A 14,086-nucleotide genomic window follows, 5' to 3' on the forward strand; every position below is an offset into this window, starting at 1 on the left:
CCCGCCGCTGGCGTGGTCAAGGAAGTGATCGCCAAGCTGGACGACGAAGTCGGCACCGGTGACCTGATCATCAAACTGGAAGTCGCGGGCGCCGCCCCGGCTGCTGCGCCAGCGCCTGCCGCTGCTGCACCGGCCAAGGCTGAGGCGGCAGCGGCCGCCGCACCGGCTGCCGCTGCCCCCGCTGCTGCCCCTGCACCGGTCGCTACCGCACCGGCTGCCGGCAACAACGCCAAGGTTCATGCAGGCCCCGCTGTTCGCCAGCTGGCCCGTGAGTTCGGTGTCGAGCTGGGCGCGGTTGCCGCGACCGGCCCGCACGGCCGTATCCTGAAAGAAGACGTGCAGGTTTACGTCAAGGCGATGATGCAGAAGGCCAAAGAAGCACCGGCAGCTGCCGGCGCGACTGGCGGCGCTGGCATCCCGCCGATCCCTGCCGTGGACTTCAGCAAGTTCGGCGAAGTGGAAGAAGTGGCCCTGACCCGCCTGATGCAGGTCGGTGCCGCCAACCTGCACCGCAGCTGGCTGAACGTGCCGCACGTCACCCAGTTCGACTCTGCCGACATCACCGAGCTGGAAGCCTTCCGCGTTGCGCAGAAGGCCGTGGCCGAGAAGGCTGGCGTCAAGCTGACCGTGCTGCCACTGCTGCTCAAGGCCTGCGCCTTCCTGCTCAAGGAACTGCCGGACTTCAACAGCTCGCTGGCACCAAGCGGCAAGGCCATCATCCGCAAGAAGTACGTGAACATCGGCTTTGCCGTGGACACCCCGGACGGCCTGCTGGTCCCTGTGATCAAGAACGTCGACCAGAAAAACCTGCTGCAACTGGCTGCCGAAGCCGCTGCACTGGCCGAGAAGGCGCGCACCAAAAAGCTGTCGGCCGACGACATGCAAGGCGCCTGCTTCACCATCTCCAGCCTCGGCCACATTGGCGGCACCGGCTTCACGCCGATCGTCAATGCGCCAGAGGTGGCGATCCTCGGTGTGTCCAAGGCAACCATGCAGCCGGTGTGGGATGGCAAAGCCTTCCAGCCGAAGCTGATGCTGCCGCTGTCGCTGTCCTACGATCACCGTGTGATCAACGGCGCTGCCGCCGCGCGCTTCACCAAGCGCCTGGGCGACGTGCTGGCGGATATCCGCACCCTGCTGCTGTAAGGCGGCAAGCTGCCCCTCGCAAGAGGGGCAGTACCCTTTTCGAGCTGCCACGCTCGTACCTCAACCCCGTCATTTGACGGGGCTTTTTTTTGTCCGCCGATAGGGTTGTGGCGTCTGTGAGATCGAGCGCCGCGCGGGCGGCGCTCGATCTCACAGACGCCAAAATTCTCAAGGCGAACTAACATTTCCGGCCAAACAGCCGATAACCCGTACACAGCATCACGCATGGCCGCTTGCCAGCCCTCGGGACATGATGCAACCTTGCCAGATACGCCGCCGCCCAGGCCGTGTCACCCTCTTCAAGCGAGTCTTCGATGAAAAGCCAACCCGATGCCGCCAGCCGTGTGGCGGCCGAGGTCGTCACGCAGCTACCCGTGCCCTCGCGGCTCGGCATGCTGCGTTTCGAAAGGCTCAACGAAGCCACCTGGGCAATGCTCTACCTCGACCCTGCCTGCGAGCGCCAGTTCGGCCTGCAGGCCGGCGAACTCTGTGCCCTCGTCGATGCGCCCTATGCCAGCCTGATGGAGCCCGAGGCCCGCTACAGGTTGCACGATGAAATCCAGTCGCAACTGGCCCGGCGCGGCTATTACCGGGTGCGCTACACCTTGCATGGCCCTGGTGCATCGCTGCGCCTGGTGGAAGCCGGCGAGGCCTACAGGCAGCACAATCGCCAACTGCTGCGCGGCTACCTGAGCGTGCTCGACGACCCGCCCGACGACGCCAACGACGCAGACCCCAGCGAGCTGGAGTCACGCAACACCCGCCTGCAGCTGGCCCTGCAACTCAACCAGCGCGCCCAGCAAGAACAGCTTGAACACCTGGAGCGGGTGCGTGGCCAGCAAGACCTCATCCTGCGCCTGGCCCGCCAGCGCTACAGTGCCGGGAACTCGCTGCTCGAAGCTGCCGAGCTGATCACCCAGAGCGCCTGCGAAATCTACAAGGTCGACAGCGCCAGCATCTGGCACCTGGAAGACCAGCGCCTGGAGCCGATCAGCGCCTGGTATCGCCACGAGCAGCAACACCGCCTGCCCGAAGCCATCGATGCCAGCCGCTTTCCCGACTACCTCGACGCCCTGCACGCCAGCCGCGCCATCGACGCCCACAACGCTAGCCACGACCCGCGCACCCGCGCCCTGACGCAAAGCCTGCGCCCCGACAACAAAGCCATGCTCGATGCCAGCGTGCGCGTCGATGGCCAGGTCATCGGCGTGTTGTGCCTGGAGCAGAGCGGCCAGCCGCGGGCCTGGCAGTCTGACGAAATCGCCTTTGCCGGTGAGCTGGCCGACCAGTTCGCCCAGGTCATCACCAACCACAACCGGCGCACGGCAGCCAGTGCCCTGCACCTGTTCCAGCGCGCCGTAGAGCAAAGCGCCAGCGCCTTTTTGCTGGTCAACCGCGATGGCGTGGTGGAGTACGTCAACCCAAGCTTCACCGCGATCACCCAATACAGCACCGACGAAGTCCAGGGCCGCCAACTGGCCGAACTGCCCGCCCTGGAAAACCTCAGCGAGCTGCTGTTCGATTCGCCGTCGAGCCTGGCCATGGGCAACAGTTGGCAGGGCGAATTCAAGAGCCGGCGTAAGAACCTCGAGCCCTACTGGGGCCAGCTGTCGATTTCCAAGGTGTATGGCGACAACCGCGAGCTGACCCACTACATCGGCATCTACGAAGATGTCACCCAGACCAAGCTGGCCCAGCAACGCATCGAACGCCTGGCCTACACCGACAACCTGACCAACCTGGGCAACCGCCCGGCCTTCATCCGCAGCCTCGACGAGCGCTTTGCCCGCAACGACGAGCATTCCATGTGCCTGCTGCTGGTGGACATCGACAACTTCAAGCGCATCAACGACAGCCTCGGCCACCAGACCGGCGACAAGCTGCTGGTCAGCCTCGCCCGCCGGTTGCGCAACAGCCTCAGCGCCGGCGGCATCCTGGCGCGCTTTGCCAGCAACGAGTTTGCCGTGCTGCTCGACGACACCCACCTGGAAGATGGCCAGGGCGTCGCCCAGCAATTGCTGCGCACCCTCGACAAACCGATGTTCGTCGACAACCAGCTGATCAACGTCACCGCCTCGGTGGGCCTGGCCTGCGCGCCATTGCATGGCATCGACCCGGCGAGCCTGATGAAAAACGCAGGCCTGGCCCTGCACAAGGCCAAAGCCAACGGCAAGCACCAGGTGCAGGTGTTTACCGAAGTGCTCAATGCCGAGGCCAGTTACAAGCTGTTCGTCGAGAACAACCTGCGCCGCGCCCTGACTCAGAACGAGCTGGAGGTGTTCTACCAGCCCAAGCTGTGCCTGCGCAGCGGCCGCCTGCTGGGGCTGGAGGCACTGCTGCGCTGGAATCACCCCGAGCGCGGCATGATCCGCCCGGACCAGTTCATCAGCGTGGCCGAGGAAACCGGCCTGATCATCCCCATCGGCAAGTGGGTGGTGCGCCAGGCGTGCCGCATGAGCCAACAGCTGCGCGAGGCCGGCATGGGCAACCTGCACGTGGCCATCAACCTGTCGCCCAAGCAGTTTTCCGACCCTGACCTGGTGGCGTCGATCAGCTCGATCATCAAGGAGGAGGCCCTGCCCCCGCACCTGCTGGAGCTGGAGCTGACCGAAGGCCTGCTGCTGGAAGCGACCGAAGACACCCACCGCCAGCTCGACGAGCTCAAGGCCCTGGGCCTGACTTTGGCCATGGACGACTTCGGCACGGGCTATTCGTCGTTGAGCTACCTGAAGAAGTTTCCGATCGACATCATCAAGATCGACCGCAGCTTCATCAACGAAATCCCCGACAACCAGGACGACATGGAGATCACCTCGGCGGTGGTGGCCATGGCCCATAACCTCAAGCTCAAGGTGGTGGCCGAGGGCATTGAGACCCCGGCGCAATTGGCGTTTCTGCGCCGGCACCGCTGCGATGTGGGCCAGGGCTATCTGTTCGATCGGCCGATTCCGGGGCGTGAGCTGGCCGAGAAACTCAAGCGCTATCCGCGCGGCCCGGTGGCCTGACAGCAGCGCCAACCTCGTGCACTATAGAGTCCATTCGGGCCCTTTCCCGGCCCACACTTATCTATCTGACAAACAGATATCTGAAAAAAAAGAGGAACGGCCATGGTCCTGCGTTCGGAAATCCTGGTGAACAAAAACGTCATGCCAACTGCGGAGCAGGCGCTGCCTGGCCGCGAAACCCCAATGTCCCTGCCCGAGTTCCACTATGTGTTCGAGGGCACGCCCCTGCTCGGCCCGTTCTTCGAAGGTGACATCGACTTCGCCATCTTCGGCCTGGGCTGCTTCTGGGGCGCCGAGCGCCGCTTCTGGCAGCGTGAAGGCGTGGTCAGCACCGTGGTCGGCTATGCCGGCGGCTTCACCCCCAACCCCACCTACGAAGAGGTCTGCTCGGGCCTGACCGGCCACACCGAAGTGGTGCTGGTGGTGTTCGACAAGAACAAGCTCAGCTACCGCGAGTTGCTGGCGATGTTCTGGGAACTGCACAACCCGACACAGGGCATGCGTCAGGGCAACGATGTCGGCACCCAGTACCGCTCGGCCATCTACTGCACCTCGCCGCAGCAGCTCGACGAAGCCAAGGCCAGCCGCAACGCCTTCCAGGCCGAGCTGAACAAGGCCGGTTTCGGCGAGATCACCACCGAGATCGACCAAGCGCCAACCGTGTACTTCGCCGAGGCCTACCACCAGCAGTACCTGGCCAAGAACCCGGGCGGCTACTGCGGTATCGGCGGTACCGGCGTGTGCCTGCCGCCCAGCCTGCAAGGCAACTGAACCATGGCCACGATGACGCTGTTCCACTCGCCGCTGTCGCCCTTCGTGCGCAAGGTCATGGTGGTGCTGCACGAGACCGGCCAGCTTGACCGCGTCACCCTGCAACCGGTGAACATCAGCCCGGTGAGCGGCGACGTGCAACTCAACCAGGGCAACCCGATCGGCAAGATCCCGGCCCTGCGCCTGGACGACGGCACGGTGCTGCACGACAGCCGGGTGATCTGCGAGTACCTGGACCTGCAGCATGTGGGCATGCCGTTGCTGCCGCGTGAAGGCTCGGCGCGCTGGCGGCGCATGACGCTGGTGTCGCAGGCCGATGCGATCATGGATGCGGCGGTGTCGTCGCGCTATGAGAGCTTCCTACGGCCTGAAGGCAAGCGCTGGGACGGCTGGCTTGAAGCGCAGGGCGAGAAGATCCGCCGCAGCCTGGCCAACCTGGAGCAGGAGCACCTCGCGGAGCTGATCTCGGGCTTTGATCTGGCGGCAATCGGTGTGGCGTGCGCACTGGGATACCTGGATTTGCGCCAGCCTGATTTTGGCTGGCGTGAGCGCCAGCCTGGGTTGGCGGCGTGGTATGCCGAGGTGGCCAAGCGGCCTTCGATGGTCGCCACAGCACCGACAGCCTGACAGGGCCATTCGCGGGGCAAGCCCGCTCCCACAGGTCCTTCACAGACCTTGAATACTGTGGGGGTCCTGTGGGAGCGGGCTTGCCCCGCGAATGGGCTGCAAAGCAGCCCCAAGCCTTACTTGGGTATCACAGGAAACAACTGCCCGACCCTGCGGGCCAACCAACGCCCGATTTCTCTATCCTCCCTCATGCCGCCCTCCCCACCCGTGCCCAGTCCAGCCGCCGGGTCAGCACCATGAACACGCCCAGCAAGCCAAAGCACAGTAGCGAGCCCATCAGCAGCGCATAGTCCTCGGCGCTGAGCAGCCCATAAAGCATCGCGTACAGCGCTGCCAACCCTGCTGCAAACCCCACCCCACGCCCGAGGCTGTGCAACACGTGGCTCAGGTAGAAGCCAATCAGCAACACACAGGCCGAAGCCGACAGCCCATACGCCGGGCCGAAGCCAATGTGCTCGGACAACGACAGCAACAGCAGGTAGAAGAACGCCAGCGCCACTCCCACCAGGATGTACTGCACCGGGTGCACGCTGAGGTTTTTCAACACCTCGAACAGGAAGAAGCCGGCAAAGGTCAGCGCGATGAACAACAGCGCATATTTGATCGCCCGCTCGCTCTTCAGGTACTGGTCCACTGGGTCGACGAAGCTCACGCCGAAGGTCCGCTCGCTGAAGTCCGTGCACTCCCCCACGCTGGCGCACTGGCGCAGGGCGTCTTCGAGGTTGGTGGCGAAGAACGACGTCTGCCAATGGGCACTGAAGCCCTGGGCATCGATGTCGCGACGGCTGGGCAGGTAGCTGCCGATGAAGCTTGGGTGCGGCCAGTTGGCGCGCAGGTCGACACTGCTGGTGCGGCCCACCGGCAATACCTGCAGCTGGCCAGTGCCCTGCAACGCCAGGTCGAAGCCATAGCTGAACTCGCGCGCCTGCAGGCCATCCAGCCCTGGCAGACTGGCATGCACGCCCGCGCGCATCCAGCTGAGCCCGGTGCCGGCTTCGAACGGCAATTTGCGCTCGTCGAAGGTCAGCTCCAGGCCGTTCTCGATGCCGCGGATGTCGCTGATGCCCACCACCAGGAAGGGTTTGTCGAACTGGTAGTCGTCAAAGTCCTTGTCGATGCCCCACCGCTCGGGCAGTTTGAAGCGGCCACTGATACGGCCCTTGGCGTGAAACAGCCGCGCCTGGTAGATACCGCGTGCGCGCAGCTCGGTCTCGACACCCAGGTCAGCGTCGAAGGTTTCCGGGAGGAAGTACAGGTGGCCGGCGACGGTGCTGGTCTCCTGGGTACGCTCGCCGTCCTTGTCGATCCAGCGCCGTTGGTACTTGCGATAGGGCACCACCAGCAGCGGGCCGCTGAGCTGCTGGTCGAAACTGGCGCTCTGGGCGATGTCCCGCACCACACTGTCACGCAGGCTCTGGCGCTCGTCGATAAGGCCGTTGATCAGCAGCAGGGGGATCAGCAACAGCAACATCAGCAGGGCAATCATGCCGAGCTTGAAACTCAAGGTCTTGTTCATGGGGCCTCCTATGGCAGTGGGCGCAGTGTCTGCGCCTTGCATGGAGGCTTTGGGGAGACTCTATGGAGATTGCGTGTTTTTGCGCGTAGCCCCAGCAACCTCAGCTGATACGCCGCATCGGCAGCCACAACCGCACCCGCACCCCGCCGTCAACGTTATCCACCGCCAACGTGCCGCCATGCAACTGCATCACCTCAGCCACAAAATTCAGCCCCAGCCCGGTACTCTTGCGCCCGCTGCCCGGCCGTGGCAGTGAGTAGAACCGCTCGCTGACCCGCCCGATGGCATACGCCGGGATAGCCTGCCCCTGGTTGAACAGGCTCAATGCCACGCGCCCGCCCTCGCGCTCCAGCTCGAACAACAGCGCCCCGCCCGCCGGGGTAAAGTCCAGCGCGTTATCGAGCAGGTTGGCCAGCGCCTGGCGCATCAGAAACGGATCGCACAACAACCGCAGCCCCACCGGCACCCGCTGTCGCACCTGCAAGCCAGCCCCTTCGATACGTGCCGCATGGGCCAGCAGCAGTTCGTCGACCAGCGATGCCAGCGCCACCTGCTGTTCGTCTTCCAGCGCCTGCATCTGCTCGACCCGCGCCAGGTTGAGCAGGCGCTCGATCATCTGTTGCAAGCGCTCGCTCTCCCGTTCGATGTTGCCCACAAAGCGCGCCCGCTGTTCGGCCGGCATCTCGCCCTGCAGCAACTCGGAAGCACCGCGAATGGCCGCCAGCGGGCTTTTCAGTTCGTGGGTCAGGGTATGCACGTAGCGCTCGACGTACGCTTTGCCTTCCAGTTGCGTACGCATGCGCTCCACCGCATTGGCCAGGTGCGCCAGCTCACCGCCCTTGTAGTGCGGCAGCGCCGCGCGTTCGCCTTCGCTGACGGCCTGGGCGTAGCGGGCCAGCCTGCGCAGCGAGCGCGCCAGCCACCACGACAGCGCGGCACCGATCAACAGGCCCAGGCCGATCAAGCCCAGGCCCAACGTCAGCAAGCGCTGCTCGGAGCGGTCGATGTAGGGTTGCAGCGAGCTGTTGGGCTTGGCCACGGTCACCACGCCGATGATCCGGCCGTCATCGATGATCGGCGCGGCCACGTGCATCACCGAGGTGCTTTCGTCATCAGCGACGCTGCGCGTGGAGCGGGCACCGTATTCGCCGCGCAGGGTGAGGTAGACATCGTTCCACTTCGAATAGTCCTTGCCCAGGCCTTCACCGCTGGAGTCGAGCAGGACGATGCCTTTGGCGTCGGTCACGTAGATGCGGTGGCTGACCTGGTTCTTCGCCAACCCCCAGATCTGCGCGCCCGGGCTACGCGAGCCGTAGGCCTTGAGCACTTCGGGCAGGCGGCTCTGGCCGAGGGTGCCGGCCTTGACGTCATCGTGCAGGATCTCCGCCAGCAGGTTGGCGGTGTCTACCAGGGTTTCCTCGGACGACTGGCGCACCACCGGGCGGATCTGCTCGCGCACTGTGTTGAGCAGAAAGTAGCCCGCCAGCCCGACGAACAGGAAGTACACCAGGAAGATCCGGATGCCCAGGCGCATCAGGCGTGATCCGGGCTGTAGCTGTAGCCCAGGCCGCGGTGGGTCTGGATCGGCTCTGCCGCGCTGGCCACCAGGCGCAACTTGGCGCGCAGGCTCTTGATATGGCTGTCGATGGTGCGCTCGTAGCCCACGTCGGAGGCCACCCCCAGGGCATCGAGCAATTGCTCGCGGCTGAATACCCGCTGGGGCTGCTCCAGCAGGCATTGCAGCAGTCGGAACTCATGGCGGGTCAGGGCCAGCGGCTGGTTGCGGTAGCTGATCTGCATGCGCAGGGTGTCGAGCTGGAACAGCGTTGCCGCAGCAGCAGGCTCAGCCCTTGGCGCCATGCGCTTGAGGATCGCCCGCACGCGCGCGGCCACCTCGCGCGGGCTGAAGGGTTTGACCACATAATCGTCGGCACCGATCTCCAGGCCTACGACTCGGTCGATTTCACCGTCGCGGGCGCTGAGGAACATCACCGGCACTTCGCTGAAGCGGCGTAGCTGGCGGCAGGTTTCGAAGCCACTGATATCGGGCAGGCCGATGTCGAGGATGATCAGGTCGGCCGGGCGCTGGCGTTGCTTATCGAGGGCCGCGCTGCCCAGGGTCACCCATTCGGTGCTGTGGCCATCGGCCTGCAGGGCGTAGACCAGCGTGTCGGCGATGGCGGCTTCGTCTTCGACGATGAGGATATGGGGCATGGTGCGCGGCCTGTGCAAATGTCGATGGCGACGCACTATTGTGTAGGAGCGGCCTTGCGTCGCGATAGGGGTGCGTAGCGGCCCCAGGTTTTCTGTAGTGGCATAAATCGCCGGGGCCGCTACGCAGCCCTATCGCGACGCAAGGCCGCTCCTACGATGGGCCAGTCAGGTTCCAGGTCAGCAGTCCGGTTTGCCAGCGGTAAACTTCTTGGCCGGGTTGACCGCCGCCTTGAACTCACGCAACGCCTTTGACCCGATCAACAGCGGGTAGTTGAAGCTGCTGCGGTCTACCAGGTTCACCTCAACGGTGCGCTTCTCATCACCCAGGCACAACTCCAGGTCCACCACCGGGCGCTTGGAGATTTCCGGCGGATCGCCTTCTTCCTCTTCGTCGGCACGGCCCTTGATCTTGCTGATGCGCGAGACCTTGTGCTCGTAGACCTTGCCGTCGGACTCCTTGGTCGCCAGACGGAAGCGCACCCACTCATCGCCATCGCGGGTGAACAGCTCGATGTCCTTGGCCGACAGCGATGCAGTGAAGGCGCCAGTGTCCATCTTGGCCTTCAGCGTTTCGCCGATTTCCGGCAGGGCAATGTTTTCGTAACGGCCATAAATCGTCGGCTCAGCGGCCATGACCGGCAAGGCAAACAGCGACAACAGGGCAAGCAGTGATTTCACGGGTTACGCTTCCTTGATTGCAGACAGTGCTTAGACTGCACACGTTGAATAGGTTCGTCGTTACAGGGTAATCAACACAATGTGAAACATTTGTACCCGCCGACGGGCACTGGAAATTTGGCGTGGGGCGCATCGCTGCTTATCATTGCCGACCGCGTTTATCTCACAACAAGAGTTTCTTTATGCGTCGCCTGCTGACCGGCATTCTCACAACCCTTCTGTTGCTGCTCAACACCGTGGTGTTGATCTGCCCGCTGCTGGTGTTTGCCCTGCTCAAGCTGGTGCTGCCGGGCCGTGGCCGCGACTACGCATCCGCCGCGGTGATGTGGGTGGCCGAAACCTGGTCGGAGATCGACAAAGCGATCTTTGCCCTGTGCATCCCCACCCAGTGGGACATCCGCGGCGTCGAGCGCCTGCGCAAGGACACCTCGTACCTGGCCGTGAGTAACCACCAGAGCTGGGTCGACATCCCCGCGCTGATCGAAAGCCTCAACCGCCGCACGCCGTTCTTCAAGTTCTTCCTCAAGAAGGAGCTGATCTGGGTACCGCTGCTGGGCCTGGCCTGGTGGGGGCTGGATTACCCGTTCATGAAGCGCTACAGCAAGGCGTTTCTGGACAAGCACCCCGAGCTCAAGGGCAAGGACCTGGAAATCACCAAAGCCGCCTGCGAGCTGTTCAAGCGCCAGCCGGTGACCGTGGTCAACTACCTCGAAGGCACACGCTTCACCGAGGCCAAGCGCCAAGAGCAGCAATCGCCTTACCGTCACCTGCTAAAGCCCAAGGCCGGGGGCGTGGCTTTTGTGCTGGCGGCGCTGGGCGAGCAGCTGGACGCGCTGCTGGACGTGACCATCGTTTACCCCGGCAACAAGGCGCCCGGCTTCTGGGACTTGCTCAATGGCAGCATTAGCCGGGTGATTATCGACATTCGAGTGCGTGAGCTGGACCCGGCATTGTGGGATGGGGATTATGAAAATGACCCGGCCTTCCGGCAGACCGTGCAGGCATGGGTGAACCAGCTGTGGCTGGAGAAGGATCAGCGGATCGAGCAGTTGCGTGGGGAATTGGCTAAGTAGTAAGCCTGGGCCGGCCTCTTCGCGGGGCAAGCCCGCTCCCACGGTCAGTGGTCGGCCTGTGGGAGCGGGCTTGCCCCGCGAAGACGCCCCCCCAGATAAACTCGATTAAAAGCCTGGCTAATAATCAGCATAAGGATTACTTCTTTGTCATCATCCCCATAAGTGGATAAAAATCGATCAAAGCACAATTACAAAAAATGCCTGGATCGATCAATGGCCAACCAACCTAGCTCCGCCCCCGCCCAGCTCCGCCGTGTCCTCGGCCTGCCCGCCCTGGTGTTTTTCGGCCTTGTCTACATGGTCCCGCTGACCATCTTCACCACCTACGGCATCGTCACCGAGCTCACCGGTGGCCGCACCGCTGGCGCCTACCTGGTCACGTTGCTGGCCATGTCGTTTACCGCCACGTCTTACAGCTACATGGTCAAGCGCTTCCCGGTCGCGGGTTCGGCGTACTCCTACACCAACATGGCCTTTGGCCCTAACGTGGGCTTTCTCGCCGGCTGGTCGCTGCTTCTCGATTACCTGTTCATCCCGATGATCAACTACCTGCTCATCGGCCTGTTCCTCAACATCGCCTTCCCCGCCATCCCAGCCTGGTCCCTGATCCTTGCCTCGGTCGCGCTGGTGACCGTGCTCAACGTGATCGGTATCCACTCGGTGGCCAAGGCCAGCAACCTCATCGTCGGCGCGCAGATCGTATTCATCGGGGTGTTCGTGGGGCTGTCTTGCCAGACCCTGGCCGGCCAGCCGGTGGACTTGCTGTCACCGCTGATGGGTGACGGCACCCAGCCTGGTTTTGGCCCGTTGATGGCCGGTGCTGCGGTACTGTGCCTGTCGTTCCTCGGTTTCGATGCTGTCTCGACCCTGGCCGAAGAATGCCGCGACGCCCGCCGCGACGTGCCACGGGCGATCATCCTGACCACGCTGTTTGCCGGCGTGCTGTTCACCGTACTGGCCTACGTCAGCCAGCTGGTGTTCCCGGGCAGCACCTTCGTCAATGCCGATGCGGCGGCGAACGAGGTGATGTTCAAGGCGGGCGGGCAGTTCCTGGCCAACTTCTTCACGGCTGCGTTCGTTGCCGGCAGCCTGGGTTCGGCGCTGGCCTCGCAGGCGGCGGTGTCGCGCATCCTGTTCACCATGGGACGTGACAAAGTGCTGCCACAGCGCACATTCGGGTATCTGTCGCCACGCTTCGGCACGCCAGTGTTCGCCATCCTGCTGGTGTCGGCGTTCTCGTTGCTGGCGCTGGTGATCGACCTGGCCACCCTCGCCTCGTTGATCAGCTTTGGCGCGCTGGTGGCGTTTTCGGCGGTGAACCTGGCAGTGGTGAAGACGCACCTGATGAACGACAGCGCGCAGCGTAACCTCAAAGGCTTGCTGTGCTATGGCGCGGTGCCGTTGGTGGGGTTGAGCTTGACCCTGTGGCTGTGGACCAGCTTGTCGGCGCTGACGTTGGTGATTGGGCTGTGCTGGTTTGCGTTAGGGCTGGCGTATCTGGCGGTGCTGACGGCTGGCTTCCGCCGCCCGGTGCGCTTGGTGGATTTTTCAGAAGCAGGGGAATCAGAAAGAATGACCTGGTAATTCTGCCAGTTGCTCGATCGCCGACACGACTGCAGGCTTTTAGCACCTCAGGAGTGCTAAAGGCCATGAGCATGAATACCTCATCGAATACCCGCGCCTACACCGTTTATGGATGGACGAACTGCGATCTCCCGGAGGTGCTGCTGGGCTTCAACGGCGAGTACCTCGACCCTCTTACTCACCATTACCCTTTGGGCAAGGGCCACCGTGCATTTTCTCCCAGGTTGATGCGGTTCTACTCACCGGACGTGCTTAGTCCCTTTGATAACGGTGGTCTGAATGCCTATGCCTACTGCGCAGGGGACCCAGCGAATCTTGTAGACCCTACAGGGCTGGCACCGACGACATACCGGTTTCCGGGCATACACTCCGTCACATCTCGAAAGCCTACTGCGCTAACCGCAAAGATCACGGCTGGCCAAAGACGACCCGCGCCAGGTTTGGCTGAAAGAAGGCCGCCTGATTACACCTGGGCTACAGCAAAAAAGCTTCAACAAGATGAGACAATCCCCCCCTACAGCAAAACCCCTAAGGAAAATCAGCGCACATTGAATCTCAACTTGGGACATCATGATACGACAACGCCACTGAGAGAAGCTGAGGCCAAAGAACTTCGACTAAAGCTTACACAGCAGGCGATGGTTGCTGATGAAGCACAGGCCGCCGGTCCGCGTGGTAATGATTACGCTGAATTCGGTGAAACGCTCGTAGCCGTTGAGGCTGTTATCAACTCCGTGGATTTGGGCCGAGTCGCAATAAACCATCGGCTGTACAATACGGCCTCACAGCTCCGGTCTATCAGACGCTAAAAGGGTAGGCTACATGAGGACCATTCAGCGCCTTCTGTTCACACCGACGGCTGGGCCAAGGGGGTAGGGTTAGTCCACAGGCTACCCAAATTCTGCAGCAACGACCCGGCAATCCCCTGCTGCCCCAGGTATTGCAGAATCAGCGGCGCAAACTGCCCGATCATGCCGGTGTCCATCCCAAGCGCCTTGAACGCACTGTCCAGGTCGCCGCGGTTCTCGACGTTGTTACCCAGCGCATTGCTCAGCGCCGAGTGGCTTTCGCTGTTCTTGCCCAGCATTTCACCCAGCCCACTCAACCCGCCCAGCGCATTGGCGCCCGACAGCAGGTCCAGCCCAGGCACCGCTTTGGTCAATTGGCCGTAATCGTCAGCGCTCAGGTTATTGCGCGCCAGCCCCAGCATCGCCCCTGCCCCGCCCACGGCCTGCTCCGGGGTGATGTTCAGTTCGCTGCCCAAAGTGTTGAGCAAATTGGCCTGCGCCTCGGGCGCCTGCACCTGGCCCTGCTGTTTCTGGTTCTGCATGGCCGACACGGCGTTGGCGGCGTCGCTGAGGTTGAAGGCGAACACCGGGCTTGCGGCCAGGGTCATCAGGGTTGCCAGGGTGAGAGCTTTCATCGGGAGGGACCTCGTAGGCCGGAATGGCCTGGGAAACGAGGCATTCGAC

12 protein-coding genes are annotated in these 14,086 nt (G+C 63.1%); 7 read left to right on the top strand and 5 right to left on the bottom strand.

The features are described from left to right. The 4 genes from aceF to PC358_RS24685 all read left to right on the top strand — a co-directional run. Positions 1 to 1,146, top strand: a 1,146-nt coding sequence (aceF, locus tag PC358_RS24670; protein ID WP_033703121.1) for a dihydrolipoyllysine-residue acetyltransferase, incomplete at its 5' end; no start/stop codon positions are given. A gap of 314 nt (positions 1,147 to 1,460) precedes the next feature. Continuing rightward, the gene (locus tag PC358_RS24675) at positions 1,461 to 4,151 is read left to right on the top strand and encodes a sensor domain-containing protein (RefSeq protein ID WP_033703122.1); all 2,691 of its coding nucleotides are present in this window, start codon (positions 1,461 to 1,463) and stop codon (positions 4,149 to 4,151) included. A gap of 102 nt (positions 4,152 to 4,253) precedes the next feature. After that, the gene (gene msrA / locus PC358_RS24680) at positions 4,254 to 4,922 is read left to right on the top strand and encodes a peptide-methionine (S)-S-oxide reductase MsrA (RefSeq protein ID WP_033703123.1); all 669 of its coding nucleotides are present in this window, start codon (positions 4,254 to 4,256) and stop codon (positions 4,920 to 4,922) included. A gap of 3 nt (positions 4,923 to 4,925) precedes the next feature. Continuing rightward, positions 4,926 to 5,549, top strand: coding sequence for a glutathione S-transferase (locus PC358_RS24685; protein ID WP_033703124.1), 624 nt, complete (start codon positions 4,926 to 4,928; stop codon positions 5,547 to 5,549). Positions 5,550 to 5,736: 187 nt separating this feature from the next. On the opposite strand, the gene creD is transcribed toward PC358_RS24685, so the two are convergent. The 4 genes from creD to rloA2 form a co-directional block, all read right to left on the bottom strand. Next, the gene (gene creD, locus PC358_RS24690; RefSeq protein ID WP_033703125.1) at positions 5,737 to 7,065 is read right to left on the bottom strand and encodes a cell envelope integrity protein CreD; all 1,329 of its coding nucleotides are present in this window, start codon (positions 7,063 to 7,065) and stop codon (positions 5,737 to 5,739) included. 100 nt (positions 7,066 to 7,165) lie between these two features. Then, the gene (gene creC, locus PC358_RS24695; RefSeq protein ID WP_033703126.1) at positions 7,166 to 8,599 is read right to left on the bottom strand and encodes a two-component system sensor histidine kinase CreC; all 1,434 of its coding nucleotides are present in this window, start codon (positions 8,597 to 8,599) and stop codon (positions 7,166 to 7,168) included. Continuing rightward, the gene (gene creB / locus PC358_RS24700; RefSeq protein WP_033703127.1) at positions 8,599 to 9,279 is read right to left on the bottom strand and encodes a two-component system response regulator CreB; all 681 of its coding nucleotides are present in this window, start codon (positions 9,277 to 9,279) and stop codon (positions 8,599 to 8,601) included. The genes creC and creB overlap by 1 nt, the downstream gene beginning before the upstream one ends. A gap of 177 nt (positions 9,280 to 9,456) precedes the next feature. Continuing rightward, the gene (rloA2, locus tag PC358_RS24705; RefSeq protein ID WP_033703128.1) at positions 9,457 to 9,957 is read right to left on the bottom strand and encodes a retropepsin-like aspartic peptidase RloA2; all 501 of its coding nucleotides are present in this window, start codon (positions 9,955 to 9,957) and stop codon (positions 9,457 to 9,459) included. Positions 9,958 to 10,139: 182 nt separating this feature from the next. On the opposite strand from rloA2, the gene PC358_RS24710 reads away from it, so the two are divergent. The 3 genes from PC358_RS24710 to PC358_RS28505 all read left to right on the top strand — a co-directional run bounded on the left by PC358_RS24710 (position 10,140) and on the right by PC358_RS28505 (position 13,423). Then, positions 10,140 to 11,030: an acyltransferase gene (locus tag PC358_RS24710; RefSeq protein ID WP_033703129.1), complete on the top strand. Its 891-nt coding sequence runs from the start codon at positions 10,140 to 10,142 to the stop codon at positions 11,028 to 11,030. Positions 11,031 to 11,243: 213 nt separating this feature from the next. After that, positions 11,244 to 12,614 carry an APC family permease gene (locus PC358_RS24715; RefSeq protein ID WP_033703130.1) on the top strand — a complete coding sequence of 457 codons (1,371 nt, stop codon included), beginning with the start codon at positions 11,244 to 11,246 and terminating at the stop codon, positions 12,612 to 12,614. A gap of 65 nt (positions 12,615 to 12,679) precedes the next feature. After that, a complete protein-coding gene (locus PC358_RS28505) occupies positions 12,680 to 13,423 on the top strand; it encodes an RHS repeat-associated core domain-containing protein (protein WP_077068767.1) in 744 nt (247 codons plus the stop codon). A 38-nt stretch (positions 13,424 to 13,461) separates the two neighbouring features. On the opposite strand, the gene PC358_RS24720 is transcribed toward PC358_RS28505, so the two are convergent. Then, positions 13,462 to 14,037, bottom strand: a complete 576-nt coding sequence (locus PC358_RS24720) for a DUF2780 domain-containing protein (RefSeq protein ID WP_033703132.1) — start codon at positions 14,035 to 14,037, stop codon at positions 13,462 to 13,464. Between the last annotated feature and the right edge of the window lie 49 nt (positions 14,038 to 14,086).

The organism is Pseudomonas capeferrum (assembly GCF_000731675.1).
Lineage (GTDB): Bacteria > Pseudomonadota > Gammaproteobacteria > Pseudomonadales > Pseudomonadaceae > Aquipseudomonas > Aquipseudomonas capeferrum.

Coding starts and splice junctions, on each gene's coding strand:
- PC358_RS24675 (WP_033703122.1), top strand. CDS start 1,461: ATGAAAAGCCAACCCGATGCCGCCAGCCGTGTGGCGGCCGAGGTCGTC.
- msrA (WP_033703123.1), top strand. CDS start 4,254: ATGGTCCTGCGTTCGGAAATCCTGGTGAACAAAAACGTCATGCCAACT.
- PC358_RS24685 (WP_033703124.1), top strand. CDS start 4,926: ATGGCCACGATGACGCTGTTCCACTCGCCGCTGTCGCCCTTCGTGCGC.
- creD (WP_033703125.1), bottom strand. CDS start 7,065: ATGAACAAGACCTTGAGTTTCAAGCTCGGCATGATTGCCCTGCTGATG.
- creC (WP_033703126.1), bottom strand. CDS start 8,599: ATGCGCCTGGGCATCCGGATCTTCCTGGTGTACTTCCTGTTCGTCGGG.
- creB (WP_033703127.1), bottom strand. CDS start 9,279: ATGCCCCATATCCTCATCGTCGAAGACGAAGCCGCCATCGCCGACACG.
- PC358_RS24710 (WP_033703129.1), top strand. CDS start 10,140: ATGCGTCGCCTGCTGACCGGCATTCTCACAACCCTTCTGTTGCTGCTC.
- PC358_RS24715 (WP_033703130.1), top strand. CDS start 11,244: ATGGCCAACCAACCTAGCTCCGCCCCCGCCCAGCTCCGCCGTGTCCTC.
- PC358_RS28505 (WP_077068767.1), top strand. CDS start 12,680: ATGAGCATGAATACCTCATCGAATACCCGCGCCTACACCGTTTATGGA.
- PC358_RS24720 (WP_033703132.1), bottom strand. CDS start 14,037: ATGAAAGCTCTCACCCTGGCAACCCTGATGACCCTGGCCGCAAGCCCG.